The sequence below is a fragment of the Vibrio satsumensis genome (assembly GCF_050337435.1).
GTDB lineage: Bacteria > Pseudomonadota > Gammaproteobacteria > Enterobacterales > Vibrionaceae > Vibrio > Vibrio satsumensis.
Genome location: NZ_JAKJSX010000004.1, coordinates 415944 through 435270 on the forward strand (window position 1 = coordinate 415944; position 19327 = coordinate 435270).

The following is a 19327-nucleotide window of genomic DNA, read 5'->3' on the forward strand; positions in this document are numbered from 1 at the left end:
CGGGAGAGCAATGCCCTCCCACGTCAGTAAGCTAAGTTTAAGTTACAGTAAGCCGTTTTCTTCTAGGAACACGGTAACTGAGGTGTAAACTTTCTGTGCGTTATCAGAGCGCTCTGCAAATACTTTCCATTGACCTTTTGCGATCTCACGGAACTTCTTACGCTCTTCTTGAGACCAATCATGAATCGTAATTTCTGGGTTCGCTTGTGCTTCTTTAACTGCTGCTTGGTCAGCCATTTTTAACTGAGTCGTCATGTCGTAAGAGAAGTCACGCACGGATGTTTGTAAGATTGTTTGTAGATCAGCAGGCATCTTGTCCCATTTCTTCTGAGATACTGAGATATCGATAAGCGGCAGTGAGTGGAAGCCCGGTTGAACTGGATGCGTCGCAATATCGTTCATGCCCGCTTTTTGGTTAGTAGAGAACACTGTGTAGTCCGCAGCATCAATTACGCCCTTGCTTAGACCGGTAAATACTTCAGAACCCGGAAGGTTTACTGGAGTCGCACCTGCTGCTGCAAACACTTGTTGTACTAGGCCTTCAGGCGCACGCAATTTAAGACCTTTAAGATCCGCGACACCGTCAATTGGCTTTTTAGAGATGAAAGACTCAACACCTGTTGTTGAGGCACCAACGAACTGAACACCGTAAGGCTTGTAAAGCTCAGTCATTAGCTCGTTACCGCCACCGTAGTTCATGTACTGAAGCAGTTGTGTTGTGTCTGACCATGCACCAACCATATTACCGATAAGACCAAATGCTGGATCTTTACCAGAGAAGTAACCTGTTGCTGTGATATGACCATCAAGGATGCCCATCTTGATCGCGCCCAGCGTTTCAGTGTGTTTAACCACAGCGCCTACAGGCAGAAGGTCGATGTCGATGCGTCCGTTAGACATCGTCTCTACACGCTCAGCCCACTTTTGCTGAACCTTGAAGTTCAAATCACCAGATGGATCTGAAGATTGAATCTTAAGTTTAAAGTCTGCAGCCATTGCTGATGTAGCAAATAGGCCAGTGAGGGAAGCAGCAATCAGCGTTTTAGTCAGAGCTTTCATTTGGGTATCCTTATGAGTTTCACAGAGTCCGGTTTGTTGTTATATGTTACCGGTAACGTTAGGGACGATGTTACCGGTAACTTTACAACCTTGTCTATGAGAAGGATCACATCTTTAACATTGGTAAAACGTTTGCTATCAATAAGAAAAATGTGGCTGAAAAGTCACATTATAGGTTGGAAGCATGATTTAATTTATTTTTAAATCAGTGAGATAACTAAACCAGCAATGATAAAAACAACGCCTACACCGCGAGTGGCGTGCCACTTTTCCTTTAAAAAGTAGATCCCCATCACAACACCAAAGATGATACTTACTTGCCTAAGCGCCACAACCAAGCTGACGTTCTCTGTCATGGTCATTGCAAATAACACTAAACCATAAGTCGATGCCATCATAATGCCTGCAATCGTAGCTTTCTTACGTAGTATCCATGCGTTGGTGAACTCGACTCTTTGGTTGGTTGCGAATAACCAAATACTAAGCGGAATCACGATCGCCCAAAATTGAATACCCAGGTAAAAAACTGCTGTGTGCTTGTTAGTAATGGTGGGTGTACTTAGAGGCTCTAATAATAGAAGCGCCTCTTTATCAATAATGGAGTAACCCGTGGTTCCAATGGCGGCGATTAACGCCCACAACACACCAAGATTAAGGTAAGCCTTGAGCCTCAACTCAGAGAATTGCTTAAGTGGTACAAACAAACAACCCAATGTAATCAGTGCAAATCCCATCCATTGATTAGGTGACAGCTCATAACCAATCAACACTGTACCCAAGCCAACCATTAACACAGGTAGTGCTCGTGCCATTGGATAGATCACACCGATATCAGCTTGTTTATAGGCAGCACCCAACCCAATCAAATAGACGATTTGGCAAATCCCACTCAAGAAAACCAACTGCCAAAATGGAAGTGAGATATTTGATAGCCCTACACTGTGAACATACCAAATCAAATATGGCGTCAATATCGCTGCGGCAGCAACCCCAGAGGCTAAGAAGAAAGACGAGCCCGATCCTTGATTTGATTTACCTAGAACATTCCAGCCCGCATGCAGCAGAGCCGAAATAATCACGATGATGATGGCAGAGAATTCCATTTCATTCCTAACTTATTGACTGATAAAAGCAGTCGCTGAAAACAGGGGATAAAAAAGGCCTCCAGATAAGAGACCTTTGATCATTCCAGTTGGGCAAATCCCTAAAGTGAGATGTGCCAGCGTTCTAACGTACGACTAACGCTCTAACTGCGCTATCGACTCAATACTGATCGCGTCATGACGCCAATACTCAATATCGCAATCAATCAAATCGCCGTTTTGATTGTAGTTAACACGCTCAACCACCATTGCAGGAGAGCCAGAAGTTGCACGCAGTGCTTGCGCGGTTTCGCCAAGCAAAGACGTTGTGCTCACACGATAACGGATCTTCTGATACACCATGCCAAAGTGCTCGCGGTAGATGTCCGTCAGTGATTTAGACAGATCATAATCGAGCAAGTTAGGAAACAGCTCTGGTCGAATGTAGTTAGTCACATACACAACAGGCCTGTCTTCAAGGTAGCGAACTCTGTCGACTCGATAAACATCTGAGAACGGTTGTAACTCAAGAAGCTTAGTCGCCTCCTTGGTTGCCAACATCCCTTTCGCTGCCACCAACTCTGTTTTCGGCTTACGGTTCTGCGACAGAGCCATATTGGTGAAGTTTAGTGTTTGTGTTGGGTCATAACGAAGCGGCTCGGGAGAGATAAACCAACCACGTCGGTCTTCTCGATAAATACGCCCTTCCGCTTCAAGTGAAGACAAGGCTTCACGTAAGGTAACTCGAGTCGTATCAAACGATTCAGCCAGTTTGCGCTCCGCAGGCAACTTCTGTCGTGGTGTTAACATCCCCGACTCTATCTGCTCTACGATGACATCTTTGATTTTTACGTACTGCACTTCATTTCCTTTTATTCTTGTTCTTGTCGTCAGCCACTCCTTGGCCAACTGCAATATAAAATGGTTCGCTAGCGTTTACGCCAAGCTTGGGTTCGCTTCTCGAATAACTTGTTGATTAACATATGAATCAACTTCGCGCTCGCTGCCGATATCATGATCATCACCGCCATAGCAGCAGCTGCACCCGTTTGCCCCGCATCATCCATATTCAATACTGAAACTGATGCTGGGATCGTATTGGTAGAATACAAGAATACTACCGCAGATGTCGTGGTAAGTGCATTAATAAACAGGTATGTCGCAATATCTAAAATCGCCGGCAGACAAACGGGTACCGTCACCTTAAAGAACAGTTTGTATTGCGGTAGGTTAACCGAAGCCGCCGTCGCTTCTATTTCCTCAGGCAGCTGTTTTAATGCAGTTAATGCTGTCATGTGCCCGACTGTGTAGTAGTGAACCACAGTGTTGATGACCAAGAACGCCATCGTGCCATACAAGAAGTTAAGTGGGTTGCTCAAATCATTGAAGTAGAAGATATAGCCCAAGCCTAAAACCATCCCCGGAACCGCCATTGGCACAACACTAAGCATCTGCATTGCCTGACGAACAGGACCAAATGCTCTGCCCTTCTCAATGCAGTACGCGCCTAAGAAAATCAATACGGTACCGATAATCGCAGTCCAAGCGCCGAGGGTTAAAGAGTTGAAAAATGGCGTCCAACCATAAGTACTCATCTCTGCGAAGTTATAGTTATTTAGCGTTAGCGTTTTATTCCAAGGCCAGAAAGTGACCATAGAACCGTATATCGCCATACCTAGCACGATAACAACAGCCACTGAAATTACGGTGCAATAGAGTAAACACACGCCATCACGTAGAGTGTTTGGCTCTGGTTGATAAGCGACGGAGCGAGTATCAAACAAGCTCTTCTGTTTCTTTTGAACCCAGCGGTCAACGGTAAACGCAAGCAACGCAGGCAATAGCAATAGGATGCTGGTCACCGCGCCCATAGAGAAATTCTGTTGCCCTACTACCTGCTTAAAGATATCGGTAGACAGAACGTTGTAGCTACCACCAATCACCTTTGGCACACCAAAATCACAAACCACCAGCGTAAACACAACGATCAAGGTACTTATCAAACCGTATTTTGCCGCAGGTAACGTCACCATGAAGAAGGTTTTTAGCGATGAAGTATTGAGTGCACGTGCCGCCTCATAAAGACGAGCGTCAGAGGTTCTCAATGAAGTAGTTAAAATCATTAAGGCGTGTGGAAACGTCCAGAATATCAGGCCTAGTGATATACCAATCAAACCGTATACCGAATTTCCCCCTAATACTTCTTTGGCGATACCTTGGTTGCCAAATAAGAAGATCAAACTGATCGCAGGAAGCAACGATGGAGCTAGAATCGGCGCTGAGCCCAACACCTGAAAAAGCCCCTTGAAAGGCATACATGAACGAGTCAACGCATAGGCATAACCAAACGCTAATACACCCACGACAACCGTTACTAACAGCCCAAGAGTAAACGTATTACCTACCGACTGCCACAGGCTTTGAGAAGCAAAATACGTTGCGAAATTCTGTAATCCTACAAATTCACCGTCTGCGTTCTGAACACTCTTTTTCAACATTGCCCACAGTGGCATCAGGATGAATAGCGTCATGACCACAGACAAAAAAGCCAGAAGCCCGAATAGGATTACGTTGTCTTTGCTTAACCGAGCCAGAAAAGGTTGTACTCGTCGTTGAATTAGCAGCTTAGATTGCATCATTTGAGTCGATTCCATGATTGTTTACGCCGCCTCGTCTTTCATCACTTGCAGGCTTTCAGATGGGTAAGCTCTCAGACCTTCTTCATCAAACGCTACGTAACGAATATCGCTGCGACGCAGTTTCAATCGATTAAACTCTTTGACTGATACATCAACGATGATCTCTTTCGCCGTTGAGTCATGTTGCAGCTCACACTCAACACGATAAAACGCCCCTAGGAACTCGCTCGATACGATCCTGACTGGCAAAGACTCGTTAAAACGATCAACAAACTGAATTTGCTCTGGACGCACCGCGATATCAAAACGATCGCCATGCTTTGGGGTCATGTTATCTAAAACTGGCAACGCTAACATCGACTCTGCAATGCGCATTTTGCCTTTCGCAGCAACAGAAGCTTGAATAAAGTTCATACTACCAACGAATTCAGCGACAAAGCGGCTGACTGGATTTTGATAGATTTCTTGCGGAGCACCCACTTGCTCGATAACACCATGATTCATGACCACAATACGATCGGCCATTGTTAAGGCTTCATCTTGATCATGGGTCACCATGATGGTGGTAATGCCCAGCTTACGCTGCAATTGGCAGATCTCATCGCGCAGGTGTGTTCTTACCTTCGCATCCAATGCAGAAAGCGGTTCATCGAGTAGCAACAAGCCTGGAGACAACGCTAATGCGCGAGCCAGAGCAACACGCTGCTGTTGTCCACCAGATAGCTGATTTGGGTATTTCTGACCAGACGTTGGTAAACCGATGGTCTCTAACCAAGACTCAACCGTCTCAAGGGCTTCTTTGGTCGACATGCCTTGGTTTTTCAGACCAATCGCAATGTTTTCTTCCACAGTGAGATTTGGAAACAAAGCGTAAGATTGGAACACGATGCCAAAGTCGCGCTTTTCTGGTGGCAAGAAGGTCGTGTCATTACCATTTTGCTCAATCGAGCCTGAGGTCGGTAAATCCAGTCCTGCAATCGCACGTAGTAGTGTCGTTTTACCGCAGCCAGACGGGCCAAGGAAACAGACGAACTCACCTTTTTCGATCGATAGGGATATGTCTTTTAACGCTGTAAATTGGCCAAATTGTTTTACAACGTTTTCAATATTCAAATAAGTTTGGTTGCTCATACTACAGCACTCTTTAAATGGTATATACCAAATTTAAACTTTGAATATTGCAGTTGAGTGACAAATTTATAGAAGCTAAATGACAGTTATATTGCAGAAATAATAAGCATTAAAGATTGCTATTTGTTCAGCATTAAAAGTTAGTTCAACGTTGAAAGCCCTCAGTGACTTACCCATAAATCACGGAGAGCCTAAATGTAAACTTCTAATTTAAACGCTAGATTAATCTATGATTCAACCTTGTCGGCTTTGCCCGCCGCACCTGCGAGTTTGGATAACTGTTTATCTAGCCACAATGGCGTGCTACCCGAATCTTCCGCGTTCTCTTTTCTTCGTACCGCATCACGAACCATCATCGCACCTACCCAACGGAATGGCTCTGGCGGGAAGTGTCCTAATGGGCCTTTAGTTAAACCGCTTCGTGTCCAAGCATTGTCGATATCGAGTACCATTGAAGACAAAATTTTGCCTCCCATGCGAGTTTGAGCAACACCATTACCTGAGTAACCAAGCCCATAATAGATGTTTTTTTGGCCTTTTAGATTACCGAAAAATGGCAATCCTGTTACCGATCGATCTGAGCCACCCGACCAGTTGTAATCGAATTCACTTTGTTCCAGTTTAGGGAACAGTTTTTGGAAAGATTGATTGAGAATCGGCAGGTAGTTGGTCGTTTGGTTAAACATGCTTTCAACTTGATTGGCAAACGAGAACTTATTACCGCCTTTGCCCAACATGAGTCGTCCGTCCTGGGTATCTCGGTAGTAGTGGACAAAGATACGCGAATCCACCACCGCCGCCCCTTTCTCTGGGCCAAATTGCTTGAGCTTTTCAGGAATAGGCTTGGTCACCACCATATCTGAAGAAACAACCACAATGCTGCGTTTGAACTCTTTGAAGTGATCGAGCATCCACGCGTTGAGCGCCAAAATCACTTTATCGGCATAGATCGTCCCGCCTTTGGTTTGAATTCGAGCCGGAGAGCCATAGTCGAGTGATGTCATCTCAGTGTTTTCATGAATTTCGACACCTAATTCGAGCGCAACTCGGCGTAAGCCTCTCGCTAATAAAGCCGGTTGCACACTGCCTGCGGCTTCCGAGTAATAACCTTCAATATGACGATCTGAACCCGCTTTATCAGGCAATGACTGATCGCACTTCTTCCAGCTATTTATGCCCTGCTTGACCAATTCATTTACAACAGGCTCCATTCCACCCTTTTGAGCTTGATTAGTCGCCGTGTAATAGGTACCGCTGCGATACAGATGCGCGTCGATGTTGTGTTCGTTACAGAAAGCTTCGATCTCGTAAATGACCTTTTCAGACTCCTTAACCAGCCATTTCGCTTGTTCTTTTCCATAGAGTTTTTTCAACGTTGGATACTTTGTCGACCACGTCAGCATACACCCGCCGTTCGCGCCAGAAGCACCGCTGCCACACAAATCTTTTTCAATCACCACAACGTGCTTTTGAGGTTGTTGCTGTTTGATTAAAATCGCCGTCCATAAACCAGTGTAACCACCGCCGACAATGGCGATATCACAATTAACGTCTTTTTGAAGCGGCTTAGCCGAATCTAGTCCCGCATTAATACTGCCAAATTCCTGTTCCAATGCTTGCTTGAACCAATATGAGTAATGCTTTGTCATTTGTTGTACCTTACTTAAAACCTAAAGGCGTAAAACTAAAAAAGGAAGACCGAAGCCTTCCTTTGCTGATTGCTAACTTCTAATGGGCTGCGTATTTAATGGACTAAATGTCTAATGAACCAAGTAGCCAATAAACTAACTAGCTCAAAAGATTAAGATTTTGGCTCTGATTTAGCGTCAAACTTCTCAGACCAAGTTTTCAGAACATCTGCACGTTCGCTGCCCATGCGAGCGAAGTCCATTTTCGCCATATTCTTCTCTACGTTCGGAAAGTTCTCTGCTTTGCCTGTTACATCTTGATGGCCAACAACTGGGTACATTTCGATGTAAAGTTCATTCGCAGCTTTAGAGATAGACCAATCGATAACACGTTGCGCTGCATCCGAAGGCTTCACAAGACCTACCGCTTCAGATTCCCAACCGATACCTTCAGGCGTAATCACAGAAAGTGGCGCACCTTGAGTTTTTAGCTTCGCACCGCGGCTCGCCATAGAAATACCGATAGCCACTTCACCCATACCTGCTTGAACACATGGCTTCGAACCTGAGTGCGTGTAGTGAGCAATGTTTTGATCTAGCTTCTGCATGTAGTTCCAACCTTGGTCTTCACCCATGTTTTGTAACCAAGCCGAAACCTGCATGTAGCCCGTACCAGAAGACGCCGGATTTGGCATCGCAATGTGACCTTTGTAGATAGGCTTCGTTAGGTCATCCCAAGATTTAGGTGCAGGTAAGTTAAGTTGCTTAGCAACCACTTCGTTGAAACAAACTGCATTGAAGAACGCGTCATTGCCATACCAAGCTTGAGTAGATTGCGGGTCGTTAAGGTTTGCACGCAACGCCTCTACACCTTGAGGTGTGTAAGGCTTAAGAATGCCCTCTTCTTTAAGTAACGCCATAGAAGAACCCGCAAGACCCCATACTACTTCTGCACGAGGGTTGTTTTTCTCAGCCAATAATTTTGCCGTCATGATCCCGGTAGAATCACGCACCCATTTGATGTTGATGTCTGGGTTTTCACTTTCAAAAGCATTTTTGTACTTCGCTAAAATGTCAGTTTCAAAAGCGGTGTAAACCGTCACTTCCTGTGCTGCATAAGCATTACCAGCTAATAGAGTAACTAATGCTGCAAGTGATCCTTTCATAAAACGGTTTTTCATCATTTTCTCCAGTCAGGCCCAACTCTAAAGTGAGAAGTTGCCAAAATTAAAAGTTACCGAGGATTAAAATTGCCGAGGTTTAACGTTTCTTAAATTAGAAGCCTCATCAGAGGCGCCTATATCCATAAATTCATTTAGGTTGTTAGTACACGCCTTGTGTTGGTATGTACCAGATAACGAGTACTAACCTAATTGACTTTTGTGACGGTTAAATGAACAAAAAATGGCAGTTTCAAGATCGAAAACTTTCTCAAGACAAGCGACGTATTTGAATATGAAGCTTTTATGAAAATGATGTTTGAGCTATTTACGACCGTTTAAATTGGTTGTTAAAGTAACTCTAAATATTGGTATAGTCCAAAACGAGAAATCACGAGAATTGAACATGAGAAACGAATACTTACTACTGACACCAGGTCCTCTATCTACTTCTGAAACTGTTCGCCAAGCGATGCTAAAAGACTGGTGTACTTGGGATGATGAATACAACAAAGACGTTGTTGAAGTGATTCGTAGAAAGCTAGTGACTTTGGCGACTAAGCAAACGGGTTATACGAGCGTACTAATGCAAGGTAGCGGCACCGCTTCCGTTGAAGCAACAATCGGTAGCGTTATCTCTAAAAGCGGCAAGCTTCTTGTTGTTGATAACGGCGCGTATGGTGCTCGTATTGCTCAAATCGCAGAATATTTAAATATTCCATGCCATGTTGTTTCCCCAGGTGAAACATCACAGCCTGACTTGAACGAAATGGAAACGGCATTGGCTACGGATTCAGACATTACTCACGTGGCGATTGTCCACTGTGAAACCACCACAGGCATGCTGAATCCAATTGAAGACATTGCCAAATTGGCAAAACAACACAATAAAACCGTCATTCTTGATGCGATGTCGAGCTTTGGTGGTATCCCTATGGATATTGATGACTTAGGTATCGATTACATGATCAGCTCGGCAAATAAATGTATTCAAGGCGTACCGGGGTTCGGCTTTGTTATTGCCAAGCAATCGGAACTCGAGAAGTGCAAAGGCCAAGCTCGCTCATTAAGCCTTGACCTGTTTGACCAGTGGCACTGCATGGAAAGCAATCATGGTAAATGGCGCTTCACCTCTCCGACTCATACAGTGCGTGCTTTCTACCAAGCTCTACTTGAATTGGAACAAGAAGGCGGCATTGAAGCTCGTCATAATCGCTACCAAACCAACCAAACCACATTAGTTTCAGGGATGCGCTCTCTTGGTTTTGAACCATTACTCAATGATGACCTTCACTCACCTATCATCACCTCTTTCTATTCTCCAACTCATAGTGATTACCAATTCAAGGAATTCTACGACCGGTTGAAAGAACAAGGGTTTGTAATTTATCCGGGCAAGGTTTCAAACGCAGACTGCTTCCGTATCGGTAACATTGGTGAAGTTTACCCGTCAGACATTGAAGCCCTAATTGGCGCAGTTAAAAACGCTATGTACTGGGACGTCAAATAATGACCACGACCAACCAAGAGCCTGTTCTAAAGGCGACGCACTTTCGAAGCGAAGGCGATGTGAACACCACACCAGCTCGTGAAAAATGGAACGAGTCGCTAAACGATGATGCGACTCAAGCGATGTTAAAACGTGACTCTGACGTATTTCTTCATCAAGCGATGTCAACGCCTTGTCTAGATACACTTGAAGCCGCAGAAGGCATCTACATTCAAGATGCGACTGGCAAGAAGTACATGGACTTTCACGGCAACAATGTCCATCAGTTGGGTTATGGCCACCCCCACATCATTAACAAAGTGACTCAACAAATGGCGTCATTGCCGTTTTCACCACGTCGCTTTACCAATGAAACTGCGGTTCAGTGTGCTGAGAAACTCACACAGATCTGCGGTGGTGATTTAAATCGCGTGTTGTTTGCTCCAGGTGGCACATCAGTGATCGGCATGGCGCTCAAACTGGCTCGACATATCACCAACAACTTTAAAGTCGTTTCATTGTGGGATTCCTTCCATGGTGCGTCGCTGGATGCAATTTCAGTAGGTGGCGAAGCGTGTTTCCGCGAAGGAATGGGGCCATTAATGGCTGGCGTAGAACGTATTCCACCAGCGGTTTCCTATCGTGGTGCTTTTCCGCTCAATGACTCTTTTTCGCTTCGCGGGCAAAACTCCAGTGATGCGAACGAGACCGCATGTGATGTTCACTACGCCGATTACCTTGAGTATGTGATTGAAAAAGAAGGTGGCATTGGTGCCTTCATTGCGGAAGCAGTGCGTAACACAGACGTTCAAGTGCCAAGTAAGGCTTATTGGAGACGCATCCGTGAGATCTGTGACAAACACAACGTCATGTTGATCATTGATGACATCCCAAATGGCATGGGTCGTAGCGGCGAATGGTTTACTCACCAAGCGTTTGATATCGAACCTGACATCCTTTGTATCGGTAAAGGTTTTGGCGGCGGTTTAGTACCAATCGCAGCCATGATCACTAAAGACAAATACAACACGGCAGCGCAAGTATCTCTTGGTCACTACACCCACGAGAAAAGCCCAATTGGCTGCGCGGCAGCACTCGCGACCATGGAAGTGATTGAGCAAGAAAACCTACTTGAAAAAGTACAAGCAGACAGCGCATTCGTACGTGAACAGCTACTTCAAATGAAAGAGAAGTACCCAGTCATTGGTGACATTCGCGGCATTGGCCTGCTCTGGGGGGTCGAATTGGTCACTGACCACATCACCAAAAACCGAGCTTTCGATGAAGCAGAAGCGGTGCTTTACCAGTGTCTAAACGATGGCCTGAGCTTTAAGGTGTCACAAGGTAACGTGATCCAATTGAGTCCACCATTGATCATCAGCCGCAGCGAATTAGAAGTCGCTCTGTCTGTATTCGAAAAAGCGATAGCAAAAGTCTGCAAAGACTTTGAATACCTTTAAACCATCATCTAACCAGTAACTTAAAACAATCATTCATCTCCCAGAACAACTTTAGCTGGGAGAGAACAGAAATAGGACACGACTATGAACACAACATCACCTATCCAAGCGGTTATCTTTGACTGGGCTGGCACTATCGTTGATTTTGGATCATTTGCTCCAACCAGTATTTTCGTTGAAGCATTCAGACAAGGTTTCAACTTTGATATCGACTTAGCAGAAGCGCGTGAACCTATGGGGATCGGCAAATGGGACCACATCCAAGCAGTTGGTCGAATTCCTGCTGTTGACGCTCGTTGGAAGGCTCAGTTCGGACGCTCGATGACAAGTGAAGACGTTGATGCGATCTACGCGGCATTCATGCCTCTTCAGAAAGCAAAAGTAGCAGACCACGCAGCACCAATTTTAAACGCAATTGAAGTTGTAAATAACCTAAAAGAAAAGAATGTAAAAATTGGCTCTTGTTCTGGTTACCCACGTGAAGTGATGGATGTGCTAATCCCTGCTGCGGCAGATTACGGTTACCGACCAGACAACGTAGTTGCAACGGATGACTTACCTCAAGGTGGCCGCCCAGCTCCATTTATGGCTCTTAAAAACGTGATAGATCTAGGTGTAACAAACGTCGCTGCATGTGTGAAAGTAGATGACGCTGCGCCGGGTATCGATGAAGGCCACAACGCAGGCATGTGGACAGTAGGCCTTGTACTATCAGGCAACGAAGCTGGCTTCACCTACCAAGAATACTTAGACGCAGATGAAGCAACACTCGCCGATGCACGTGAAAAAGCCAGCGTGAAGCTAAACAAATCAAACCCACACTACCTGATCGATACTATTGCAGATCTGCCAGGTATCATTGCTGATATCGAGAAGCGCTTACTAGCAGGTGAGCGTCCATAACTCCTGCCACTTCTGCAAATCAGGGTCTGTAGCCCAATAATCCGCACACATGCAAAATGAAACCTCGTATCACGTAAAAATGATGCGAGGTTTCTTCGTTTCCAACATTTGAGACAACAATTTTTCGACAAAAAAGCTATAAATAGGCACCTTGAAAAATATAAATCCCAACAATCACATTGACTCTCATAAGCAATCAGACTAACAATGTGTTAACAGTTCCTGAAAAGGCCCTGACTGAATTAAAGCCTTGATTTACTTACCGTTGCAGTGTCCCACACGGTAAGTTTTCGATTTAATGGCCAGTTCAGATAACAATAAAAATTAATCCAAGGATAAGATTATGAAAAAACTTTCAAAAATCATGTGTGCTGTGATTGCAGCTTCAGGTTTCGCTGCTGCTCCATCCATTGCCGCAACGACATACGTAGGCGCAAAAGTTGGCATGGGTTGGCTAGATAGCGCTTGTGTAAGCGGTGAAAAGTGTGAAGATGATTCTGTTGCGGGTGGTATTTACGGTGGTTACAACTTTACCGATAACATTACTCTTGAATTGAATGCAGATTACTTAGGTGATTATGATACCAGCTTTAACAACAACGGAACGCCTAAAACATATAGCGATTCTATCGTAGCCATTTCTTTGAGCCCGATGTATCGACTAGCGATTAAACAAGAGTTTGATATCTTCTTCAAAGCAGGTCCTGCTTACATCATGCATGACGACGAAGACGACGTTGTATTAGCCTTAGGTATCGGCGCTGAGAAACAGCTATCAGACGATTGGGCGCTTAGAGTTGAATATCAATACTTCGATGATTTTGACGATAAGATTATCCAAGACCTTAACTCCAACCTTGTGACTGTTGGCCTTAGCTACAACTTCGGTACAGGTAACACAACCGCATCAGCAGCGGCTGCAGCTTCTGCAGCTTCTGCGGCGGCAGTGACTCAAGCACCTTCTGAGCCAATCACCGAGCCAGAAACTGTGGTTATTGAAGAAGAAGCAGCGGTAGTTGTTACTAAAGCGCAAACCGAGAGCTTCTCTCAAGGTACATTTGCGACTAACAGCACAGAGCTTTCAGAAGAAGGTAAAACAGCTGTACAGCCAATTGTTGAAGTCTTACAAGCGCACCCTCAATCGACCGTTAACATTGTTGGCCACACTGACTCAACTGGTGCGGCAGAATACAACATGATGATTTCTAAGAAACGTGCTGCCGCTGTAGCTGCATACATCGAAGAGCAAGGAATTGAAGCTGAGCGTATTACGGCTTCTGGTGAAGGGGAAGAAAACCCAATCGCATCAAACGCTACCGCTGAAGGCCGTGCGCAAAACCGTCGTGTTGACGCAACGATCCCAAGCTTTGAATACCAAGAAGAAGCTCAAATTGAAGAAGTTATTGTAGAAACGACTGAATAATAGCACTCTACTCTAGCTAGAATAATTAAGGGCGGAACACTTTAAAGTGCTCCGCCCTTTTCTTTATCTAGCTATGCCCGTAAGTCGTAAAAATTAGCCTACCGCCAAGCAGTACAATCAGAGACTAGATAATTTCCCAGCTGTGCGTCATTTCAACGCCAGCACCCAGCATTAAGCACACTGAGCAGTACTTTTCTAAAGAGTCAGCACACACTTTAGCGACCAACTCAGGATCTAGGTTGTCACCAGACACTTCAAAATGAATGTTAATCACGGTAAAGATTTTTGGTGCGGTTTCACGACGTGTGGTTTCAAGTTTTGCATTGCAGCCTGTGATATTTTGGCCAGCAGATTTCAAACCATCAACCACATCAACAGAGCTACAACCACCGGCAGCCATTAACACCATTTCCATCGGGCTTGGCGCAGTAGCACCGCCACTTCCATCCATCACGACAGAGTGACCTGATTGAGATTGACCTAGGAATTTAAAGCCTTCGACCCATTTAACTTCTGCTTGCATGTGGTTCCTTAGATGTACGATAACCGCCATCAGTATCTATTATTGGATATCAATACTGACACCCTACTACTGGCGGCATTTATGAGCAAGATGTTCTCGGCGACATATTTTTTGTGAACGATGCAATTTTTTTCATCTAAAACCTGTCTCTATTCGTACATTCAAAATTGAATAAGAAAAACGTCAAGATGAGGTATCTATGAATAAACTATCTAAAATATTGGTATCACTCGTAGTCGTACTGCCACTGATTTCGCTGTTTGTAAGCCAGACTGGCACTGCCAATACAATGGATAAAACGGCTGATTCAGGTAAAAATGAAATCGCGACACTGGCTGGTGGTTGTTTTTGGTGTACAGAGTCCGACCTAGAAAAACTGACAGGCGTGACCGACGTTATCTCTGGGTATTCTGGTGGTGAATTAGAAAACCCCACTTATAAACAAGTATCTTCAGGTAAGTCTGGTCACATCGAAGTCATCAACGTGACTTACAATCCAGATCTTGTCAGCTACGAACAGGTTCTTGACCAATTCTTTAGACACATAGATCCAACCGATAACAAAGGCTCATTTGTAGACCGAGGCCCTCAATATCGACCTGCTATTTTCTATCATAATCAAGAGCAAAAAGACGTCGCTCAGAACTTTATGATGGAAATCGACAAAGCTAAGATCTTTGGTGCTCCACTAAAAACAGAACTGATTAAGTTTGAAAAGTTCTGGCCTGCCGAAGGTTACCACCAAGATTATTACAAAAAGAGCAAGGTTCGTTATAACTATTACCGTTACGCTTCCGGTCGTGATCAATATTTAGATAAAATCTTCGGTGATGATAGAAAGGAAAACCCACAAACTATCCGCCAGATCATCGACAGCAAAAATGCGACAGCAAACGCTAAGACCTACGTTAAACCGTCTGATGCTGAGATTAAGGCGAAACTAACCTCACTGCAGTACGATGTAACACAAGACGATGCAACAGAGCGCCCGTTTGACAACAAATACTGGGATAACAAGCAAGAAGGTATTTACGTTGATATCGTCACCGGTGAGCCTTTGTTCTCGTCAAAAGACAAATACAAATCAGGTACAGGCTGGCCGAGCTTCACACAGCCAATCAGCGAAGCTTATGTAGTAACCACTACTGACTACAAACTGCTTTACCCAAGAACAGAGGTCCGTAGTAAATTTGGAGATTCTCATCTAGGTCATGTATTTAAAGATGGTCCTAAACCGACAGGTTTGCGTTACTGCATGAACTCAGCTGCGATGCGCTTTATCCCAGCGGATAAATTAGCGGAAGAAGGCTACGAAGAATACGTTGAGATGTTTGAGGGCTAGTTAAAGACTCAATTCCACAGAATTCTATTCATAAATAACAAAGCCAGCATATCGCTGGCTTTCGTTTTTCTAACGCTCTAACGAGAAGGATTAACTCTAGCCTCTTAGCATTATTAACCCGTTAACACCGTATCTTCTGGGTATTTCAACAAAGAAGGTTCTGGCCGAGCTAACATATAAGCTAACGTTAAAGGACCGATACGCCCGATCACCATAACAACAATCATGATGTATTTACCTGGCTCAGTCAGATTCGCAGTTAATCCAGCCGTCAGTCCTACCGTTGCAAAGGCTGAAATCACCTCAAACATCACTCGATCAAACGCAGCCTTTTCAGTAAGCATTAACAGAAACATCGCGGTGGTTAATAACGCCCCACTTACCACAATAATGGCCAATGACTTTGTTACCGCTTGCCAAGTTACGGTTCGCTTAAACATCACTACATGTTTTTTCTGACGTAAAAACGTCCACGTCGCGACAAAGGCAACCGCAAAGGTCGAAACCTTAATACCACCACCCGTTGAGGTAGAACCTGCACCAATCAACATCAAAACAATCATCACCAGCAATGCAGGCTGAGTGTATTGAGACAAATCCACACTATTAAAGCCAGCAGTACGAGCACTCGCCGACTGGAAAAACGCTGCCAGCCACTGCCCTTGAGTCGATAACCCCTCCATGGTTGCTGAGTTATTCCTCTCCAAAAGCCAAAACATCACCGTGCCGACCAACAATAGAGTCGGTGTCGCTGTTAGCATAATCTTGGTGTGTAGATGCAGATGTCGAAAGCCTTTACGCCAGTTACTCGATAAGTCACCGACCACCGTAAAGCCTAAGCCACCAAAAATGAACAGAGCCGCTAAGGTAAAGATCACTAATGGATCGTCAACAAAGCTCATCATACTATCTGAGAACAGAGCGAAACCCGCGTTATTGAATGCTGATATCGCATGAAACAGTGCGTAGAAGCTACCTGTTGCCCATCCCATTTCAGGAACCCAGCGGAAACAAAGCAATACAAAGCCGATAAATTCCGCCACTAACGCAAAGATGATGATCTTCTTTACTAGCTTACGCAGGTTAATCTTACGATCTTGCCCTAATGCTTCTTTCGCCAATGCTTGTTGCTTCAAGCTTAACCGAACACCAAACATGTACAGAAGAACCGCAGATAAGGTCATCTGCCCTAACCCGCCCACTTGCATCAAGAACATCAGCAAGATTTTCCCGGCCAAAGTAAAGTGTTCGCCCGTATCAACGACTCCTAACCCTGTTACGCTGATTGCAGAAGTCGCAGTAAACAATGCATCTGTGAAACTGAGCCCTGTGACAGAAAATACGGGCATCGTTAGTAAGATGGCCGAGGGAATAAGAACCGCCAAAAAGCTGGTCAGGATTATCTTAGGTTCAGAGCCTTTACGCGGCTTTTCATCTCTTGTGAGTGTGTAGAAAGTACCTTTTCGCTGAAACGAATTCATACTGTTACCCTATTACAAGTTCCCATTACCAATTACGTAGCTTTCTAGATAGGGTCTCTTTAGGCCCAGCGATGATCACCACATCTCCGATTTCTAAACTAATATCCAGTTCAGGTGCTTTAGTGAGATTAGGTCCGCGCTTAAATCCAAGAACTTCGACACCTACCTCTTTGCAAAGCTTCAAGTCACGAAGTTGCTTACCCAAGAGTTTTGAACCAATAACAATTTCAGTCATAGCCAAATCACTGCCAAGGTCAATAAACTCCAGAACGCGCCTGTCTAACATCTTACGTGCAACACGAATACCCATATCGCGCTCTGGCATGATGATATGGTCAGCCCCAATCTTAGAGAGGATCTTGCCGTGGAATTTATCGTTCGCCTTCACCCAGACGGCTTTTGCGCCTGACTCTTTCACCACCAGAGTGGTTAGAATACTGGAGTTAACATCAGAGCCAATCGACACCATGACCATGTCGTACTCGTCGAGCCTTAGCTCTGTAACCGTCTCTTCGCTCGTACAGTTCGCAACAATAGCTTGTGAAACGAAAGCCGCTGCTTCTTTCACTCGCTCTTCATCAATATCGACGGCTAATACCTGCGCCCCTGAACCTTGCAGCTCTTTGCAAACTGACAGACCAAAACGCCCTAAACCGATAACTGCATATTGTTTGTCGCTCATTTGAAATCCTGTTTAGAAATTTTAATTATACGGGATAGCCAAACCTACATTAGTTTCTATCTCAAAAAAAGTTAGTTCTGTAATAATAAGGTTATACTATTGTCATAATCGCTTGATTTATAAAGGTAGAGAACAACTCGAGTTTCTGCTAATTTCCAATTCATAATTTCTGCGGCAGCACACACAATGAATGAATTCATAACCCAAGTACAAACCTACATCAACCAGAGCCATAGTGATTGGGCAAACAGCGTCCTATTCATCACTATTGCAAGTTTTCTCGCTTGGGTAGCTTGGCGAATTATCCATAATCGCTTGGAAGTTCTGGCACAGAGAACCCACTTTCACTGGGATGACCTGCTACTAGAGGCACTGAAAACCCCTGTCAGTACGTTACTTTGGTGTTGGCCCGCGACCGTATCTATCGGGTTGATCCTTCAAGACCAGTTTGGCAACGAAATCAACTGGTTAAAAACGCTCAAGCACATATTGATCATATGTACCTTCGTTTGGTTCACCTTACGAATGATCACCAATGCTGAAGCGTACATCTTAGAGCAGAAAAACAGAGATGAAACCACAGTACAAGCAATTGCAAAAGTAGCTCGTCTGTTCTTTATGGTTATGGGCGGCCTGACGATCATGCAGGCATTTGGGCTCAGCCTGTCAGGCTTACTCACCTTTGGTGGTGTGGGTGGTTTAATCGTTGGTTTGGCAGCAAAAGATCTACTATCGAACTTCTTTGGTGGCATGATGATCTACTTCGACCGCCCTTTTAAAGTCGGAGACTGGATTCGCTCACCTGACCGCCAAATTGAAGGTACAGTCGAACGTATAGGCTGGCGTATGACCATCATTCGCACCTTCGATAAACGCCCTTTGTACGTACCAAACTCGGTATTCAGTAACATTGTGGTGGAGAATCCATCGCGAATGCTAAACCGCCGAATTAATGAAACCTTCGGGCTTCGTTACGAAGACGCAAGCAAGTTGGCTGTTATTGTGGATGACGTAAAAGCCATGCTTGAAACGCACCCAGATATTGATGCCAAACAGACGCTGATCGTTAACTTTGATAAATTTGGGCCATCAACGCTTAATTTCTTTATCTACACCTTTACAAAAACGGTCAACTGGGTGAGATACCATGAAGTTAAGCAAGATGTTCTGTTACAGGTGCTAGCGATCATCCATAAACACAATGCGGATATCGCATTCCCAACACAAACACTCAAGATTGATCCTCAAGGTTTTAGCGAAGCTCAAGCTATGATCATGTCCAATCCAGAAGCGCATCAATAAGCACACCTATATTGCTTATCGTT

General features: G+C 44.6%; 16 protein-coding genes. 6 read left to right on the forward strand and 10 right to left on the reverse strand.

Annotated features, from left to right (window positions below):
• Nucleotides 1-42 precede the first annotated feature (42 nt).
• The 7 genes from L4C44_RS04835 to L4C44_RS04865 form a co-directional block, all read right to left on the reverse strand.
• Entirely contained in the window at nucleotides 43-1059 is a 1017-nt protein-coding gene (locus L4C44_RS04835) for a TRAP transporter substrate-binding protein (RefSeq protein ID WP_019820432.1), read from the reverse strand.
• A 200-nt stretch (nucleotides 1060-1259) separates the two neighbouring features.
• On the reverse strand, nucleotides 1260-2162 hold the full coding sequence (locus L4C44_RS04840) for an EamA family transporter (protein WP_428804505.1): 903 nt from the start codon (nucleotides 2160-2162) through the stop codon (nucleotides 1260-1262).
• A gap of 135 nt (nucleotides 2163-2297) precedes the next feature.
• A complete protein-coding gene (gene phnR, locus L4C44_RS04845) occupies nucleotides 2298-3002 on the reverse strand; it encodes a phosphonate utilization transcriptional regulator PhnR (protein WP_146490080.1) in 705 nt (234 codons plus the stop codon).
• Nucleotides 3003-3070: 68 nt separating this feature from the next.
• Entirely contained in the window at nucleotides 3071-4780 is a 1710-nt protein-coding gene (locus tag L4C44_RS04850) for a putative 2-aminoethylphosphonate ABC transporter permease subunit (protein WP_428804506.1), read from the reverse strand.
• A gap of 21 nt (nucleotides 4781-4801) precedes the next feature.
• Nucleotides 4802-5911, reverse strand: a complete 1110-nt coding sequence (locus L4C44_RS04855) for a putative 2-aminoethylphosphonate ABC transporter ATP-binding protein (RefSeq protein ID WP_428804507.1) — start codon at nucleotides 5909-5911, stop codon at nucleotides 4802-4804.
• 227 nt (nucleotides 5912-6138) lie between these two features.
• Nucleotides 6139-7560 carry an FAD-dependent oxidoreductase gene (locus L4C44_RS04860; RefSeq protein ID WP_428804508.1) on the reverse strand — a complete coding sequence of 474 codons (1422 nt, stop codon included), beginning with the start codon at nucleotides 7558-7560 and terminating at the stop codon, nucleotides 6139-6141.
• A 152-nt stretch (nucleotides 7561-7712) separates the two neighbouring features.
• The gene (locus L4C44_RS04865; RefSeq protein WP_017104203.1) at nucleotides 7713-8723 is read right to left on the reverse strand and encodes a putative 2-aminoethylphosphonate ABC transporter substrate-binding protein; all 1011 of its coding nucleotides are present in this window, start codon (nucleotides 8721-8723) and stop codon (nucleotides 7713-7715) included.
• Between the two features lie 382 nt (nucleotides 8724-9105).
• Here L4C44_RS04865 and phnW point away from each other — a divergent pair, with 382 nt between their 5' ends.
• The 4 genes from phnW to L4C44_RS04885 all read left to right on the forward strand — a co-directional run bounded on the left by phnW (nucleotide 9106) and on the right by L4C44_RS04885 (nucleotide 13974).
• Nucleotides 9106-10209 (forward strand): 2-aminoethylphosphonate--pyruvate transaminase, encoded by a 1104-nt coding sequence (phnW, locus tag L4C44_RS04870; protein ID WP_428804509.1) that lies wholly within the window; start codon nucleotides 9106-9108, stop codon nucleotides 10207-10209.
• Nucleotides 10209-11648 carry an aspartate aminotransferase family protein gene (locus L4C44_RS04875; RefSeq protein ID WP_428804510.1) on the forward strand — a complete coding sequence of 480 codons (1440 nt, stop codon included), beginning with the start codon at nucleotides 10209-10211 and terminating at the stop codon, nucleotides 11646-11648. The genes phnW and L4C44_RS04875 overlap by 1 nt, the downstream gene beginning before the upstream one ends.
• Nucleotides 11649-11732: 84 nt before the next feature.
• The gene (gene phnX / locus L4C44_RS04880; protein ID WP_048663347.1) at nucleotides 11733-12551 is read left to right on the forward strand and encodes a phosphonoacetaldehyde hydrolase; all 819 of its coding nucleotides are present in this window, start codon (nucleotides 11733-11735) and stop codon (nucleotides 12549-12551) included.
• A gap of 343 nt (nucleotides 12552-12894) precedes the next feature.
• Nucleotides 12895-13974: an OmpA family protein gene (locus tag L4C44_RS04885; RefSeq protein ID WP_428804511.1), complete on the forward strand. Its 1080-nt coding sequence runs from the start codon at nucleotides 12895-12897 to the stop codon at nucleotides 13972-13974.
• Between the two features lie 124 nt (nucleotides 13975-14098).
• On the opposite strand, the gene L4C44_RS04890 is transcribed toward L4C44_RS04885, so the two are convergent.
• A complete protein-coding gene (locus tag L4C44_RS04890; protein WP_048659099.1) occupies nucleotides 14099-14497 on the reverse strand; it encodes an OsmC family protein in 399 nt (132 codons plus the stop codon).
• A gap of 199 nt (nucleotides 14498-14696) precedes the next feature.
• Between L4C44_RS04890 and msrB the strand changes: the two genes are divergently transcribed.
• Complete coding sequence (gene msrB, locus L4C44_RS04895; protein WP_123961962.1) at nucleotides 14697-15839, forward strand: peptide-methionine (R)-S-oxide reductase MsrB; 1143 nt, start codon at nucleotides 14697-14699, stop codon at nucleotides 15837-15839.
• A gap of 113 nt (nucleotides 15840-15952) precedes the next feature.
• On the opposite strand, the gene L4C44_RS04900 is transcribed toward msrB, so the two are convergent.
• Nucleotides 15953-17320 (reverse strand): TrkH family potassium uptake protein, encoded by a 1368-nt coding sequence (locus L4C44_RS04900; RefSeq protein ID WP_327784423.1) that lies wholly within the window; start codon nucleotides 17318-17320, stop codon nucleotides 15953-15955.
• Between the two features lie 25 nt (nucleotides 17321-17345).
• Nucleotides 17346-18002: a potassium channel family protein gene (locus tag L4C44_RS04905; RefSeq protein ID WP_428804512.1), complete on the reverse strand. Its 657-nt coding sequence runs from the start codon at nucleotides 18000-18002 to the stop codon at nucleotides 17346-17348.
• Between the two features lie 186 nt (nucleotides 18003-18188).
• On the opposite strand from L4C44_RS04905, the gene L4C44_RS04910 reads away from it, so the two are divergent.
• Complete coding sequence (locus tag L4C44_RS04910; protein WP_285953485.1) at nucleotides 18189-19304, forward strand: mechanosensitive ion channel family protein; 1116 nt, start codon at nucleotides 18189-18191, stop codon at nucleotides 19302-19304.
• Nucleotides 19305-19327 lie beyond the last annotated feature (23 nt).

Coding starts and splice junctions, on each gene's coding strand:
- L4C44_RS04890 (WP_048659099.1), bottom strand. CDS start 14,497: ATGCAAGCAGAAGTTAAATGGGTCGAAGGCTTTAAATTCCTAGGTCAA.
- L4C44_RS04840 (WP_428804505.1), bottom strand. CDS start 2,162: ATGGAATTCTCTGCCATCATCATCGTGATTATTTCGGCTCTGCTGCAT.
- msrB (WP_123961962.1), top strand. CDS start 14,697: ATGAATAAACTATCTAAAATATTGGTATCACTCGTAGTCGTACTGCCA.
- L4C44_RS04910 (WP_285953485.1), top strand. CDS start 18,189: ATGAATGAATTCATAACCCAAGTACAAACCTACATCAACCAGAGCCAT.
- L4C44_RS04865 (WP_017104203.1), bottom strand. CDS start 8,723: ATGATGAAAAACCGTTTTATGAAAGGATCACTTGCAGCATTAGTTACT.
- L4C44_RS04885 (WP_428804511.1), top strand. CDS start 12,895: ATGAAAAAACTTTCAAAAATCATGTGTGCTGTGATTGCAGCTTCAGGT.
- phnX (WP_048663347.1), top strand. CDS start 11,733: ATGAACACAACATCACCTATCCAAGCGGTTATCTTTGACTGGGCTGGC.
- L4C44_RS04905 (WP_428804512.1), bottom strand. CDS start 18,002: ATGAGCGACAAACAATATGCAGTTATCGGTTTAGGGCGTTTTGGTCTG.
- L4C44_RS04835 (WP_019820432.1), bottom strand. CDS start 1,059: ATGAAAGCTCTGACTAAAACGCTGATTGCTGCTTCCCTCACTGGCCTA.
- phnW (WP_428804509.1), top strand. CDS start 9,106: ATGAGAAACGAATACTTACTACTGACACCAGGTCCTCTATCTACTTCT.
- L4C44_RS04900 (WP_327784423.1), bottom strand. CDS start 17,320: ATGAATTCGTTTCAGCGAAAAGGTACTTTCTACACACTCACAAGAGAT.
- L4C44_RS04855 (WP_428804507.1), bottom strand. CDS start 5,911: ATGAGCAACCAAACTTATTTGAATATTGAAAACGTTGTAAAACAATTT.
- L4C44_RS04850 (WP_428804506.1), bottom strand. CDS start 4,780: ATGATGCAATCTAAGCTGCTAATTCAACGACGAGTACAACCTTTTCTG.
- L4C44_RS04875 (WP_428804510.1), top strand. CDS start 10,209: ATGACCACGACCAACCAAGAGCCTGTTCTAAAGGCGACGCACTTTCGA.
- L4C44_RS04860 (WP_428804508.1), bottom strand. CDS start 7,560: ATGACAAAGCATTACTCATATTGGTTCAAGCAAGCATTGGAACAGGAA.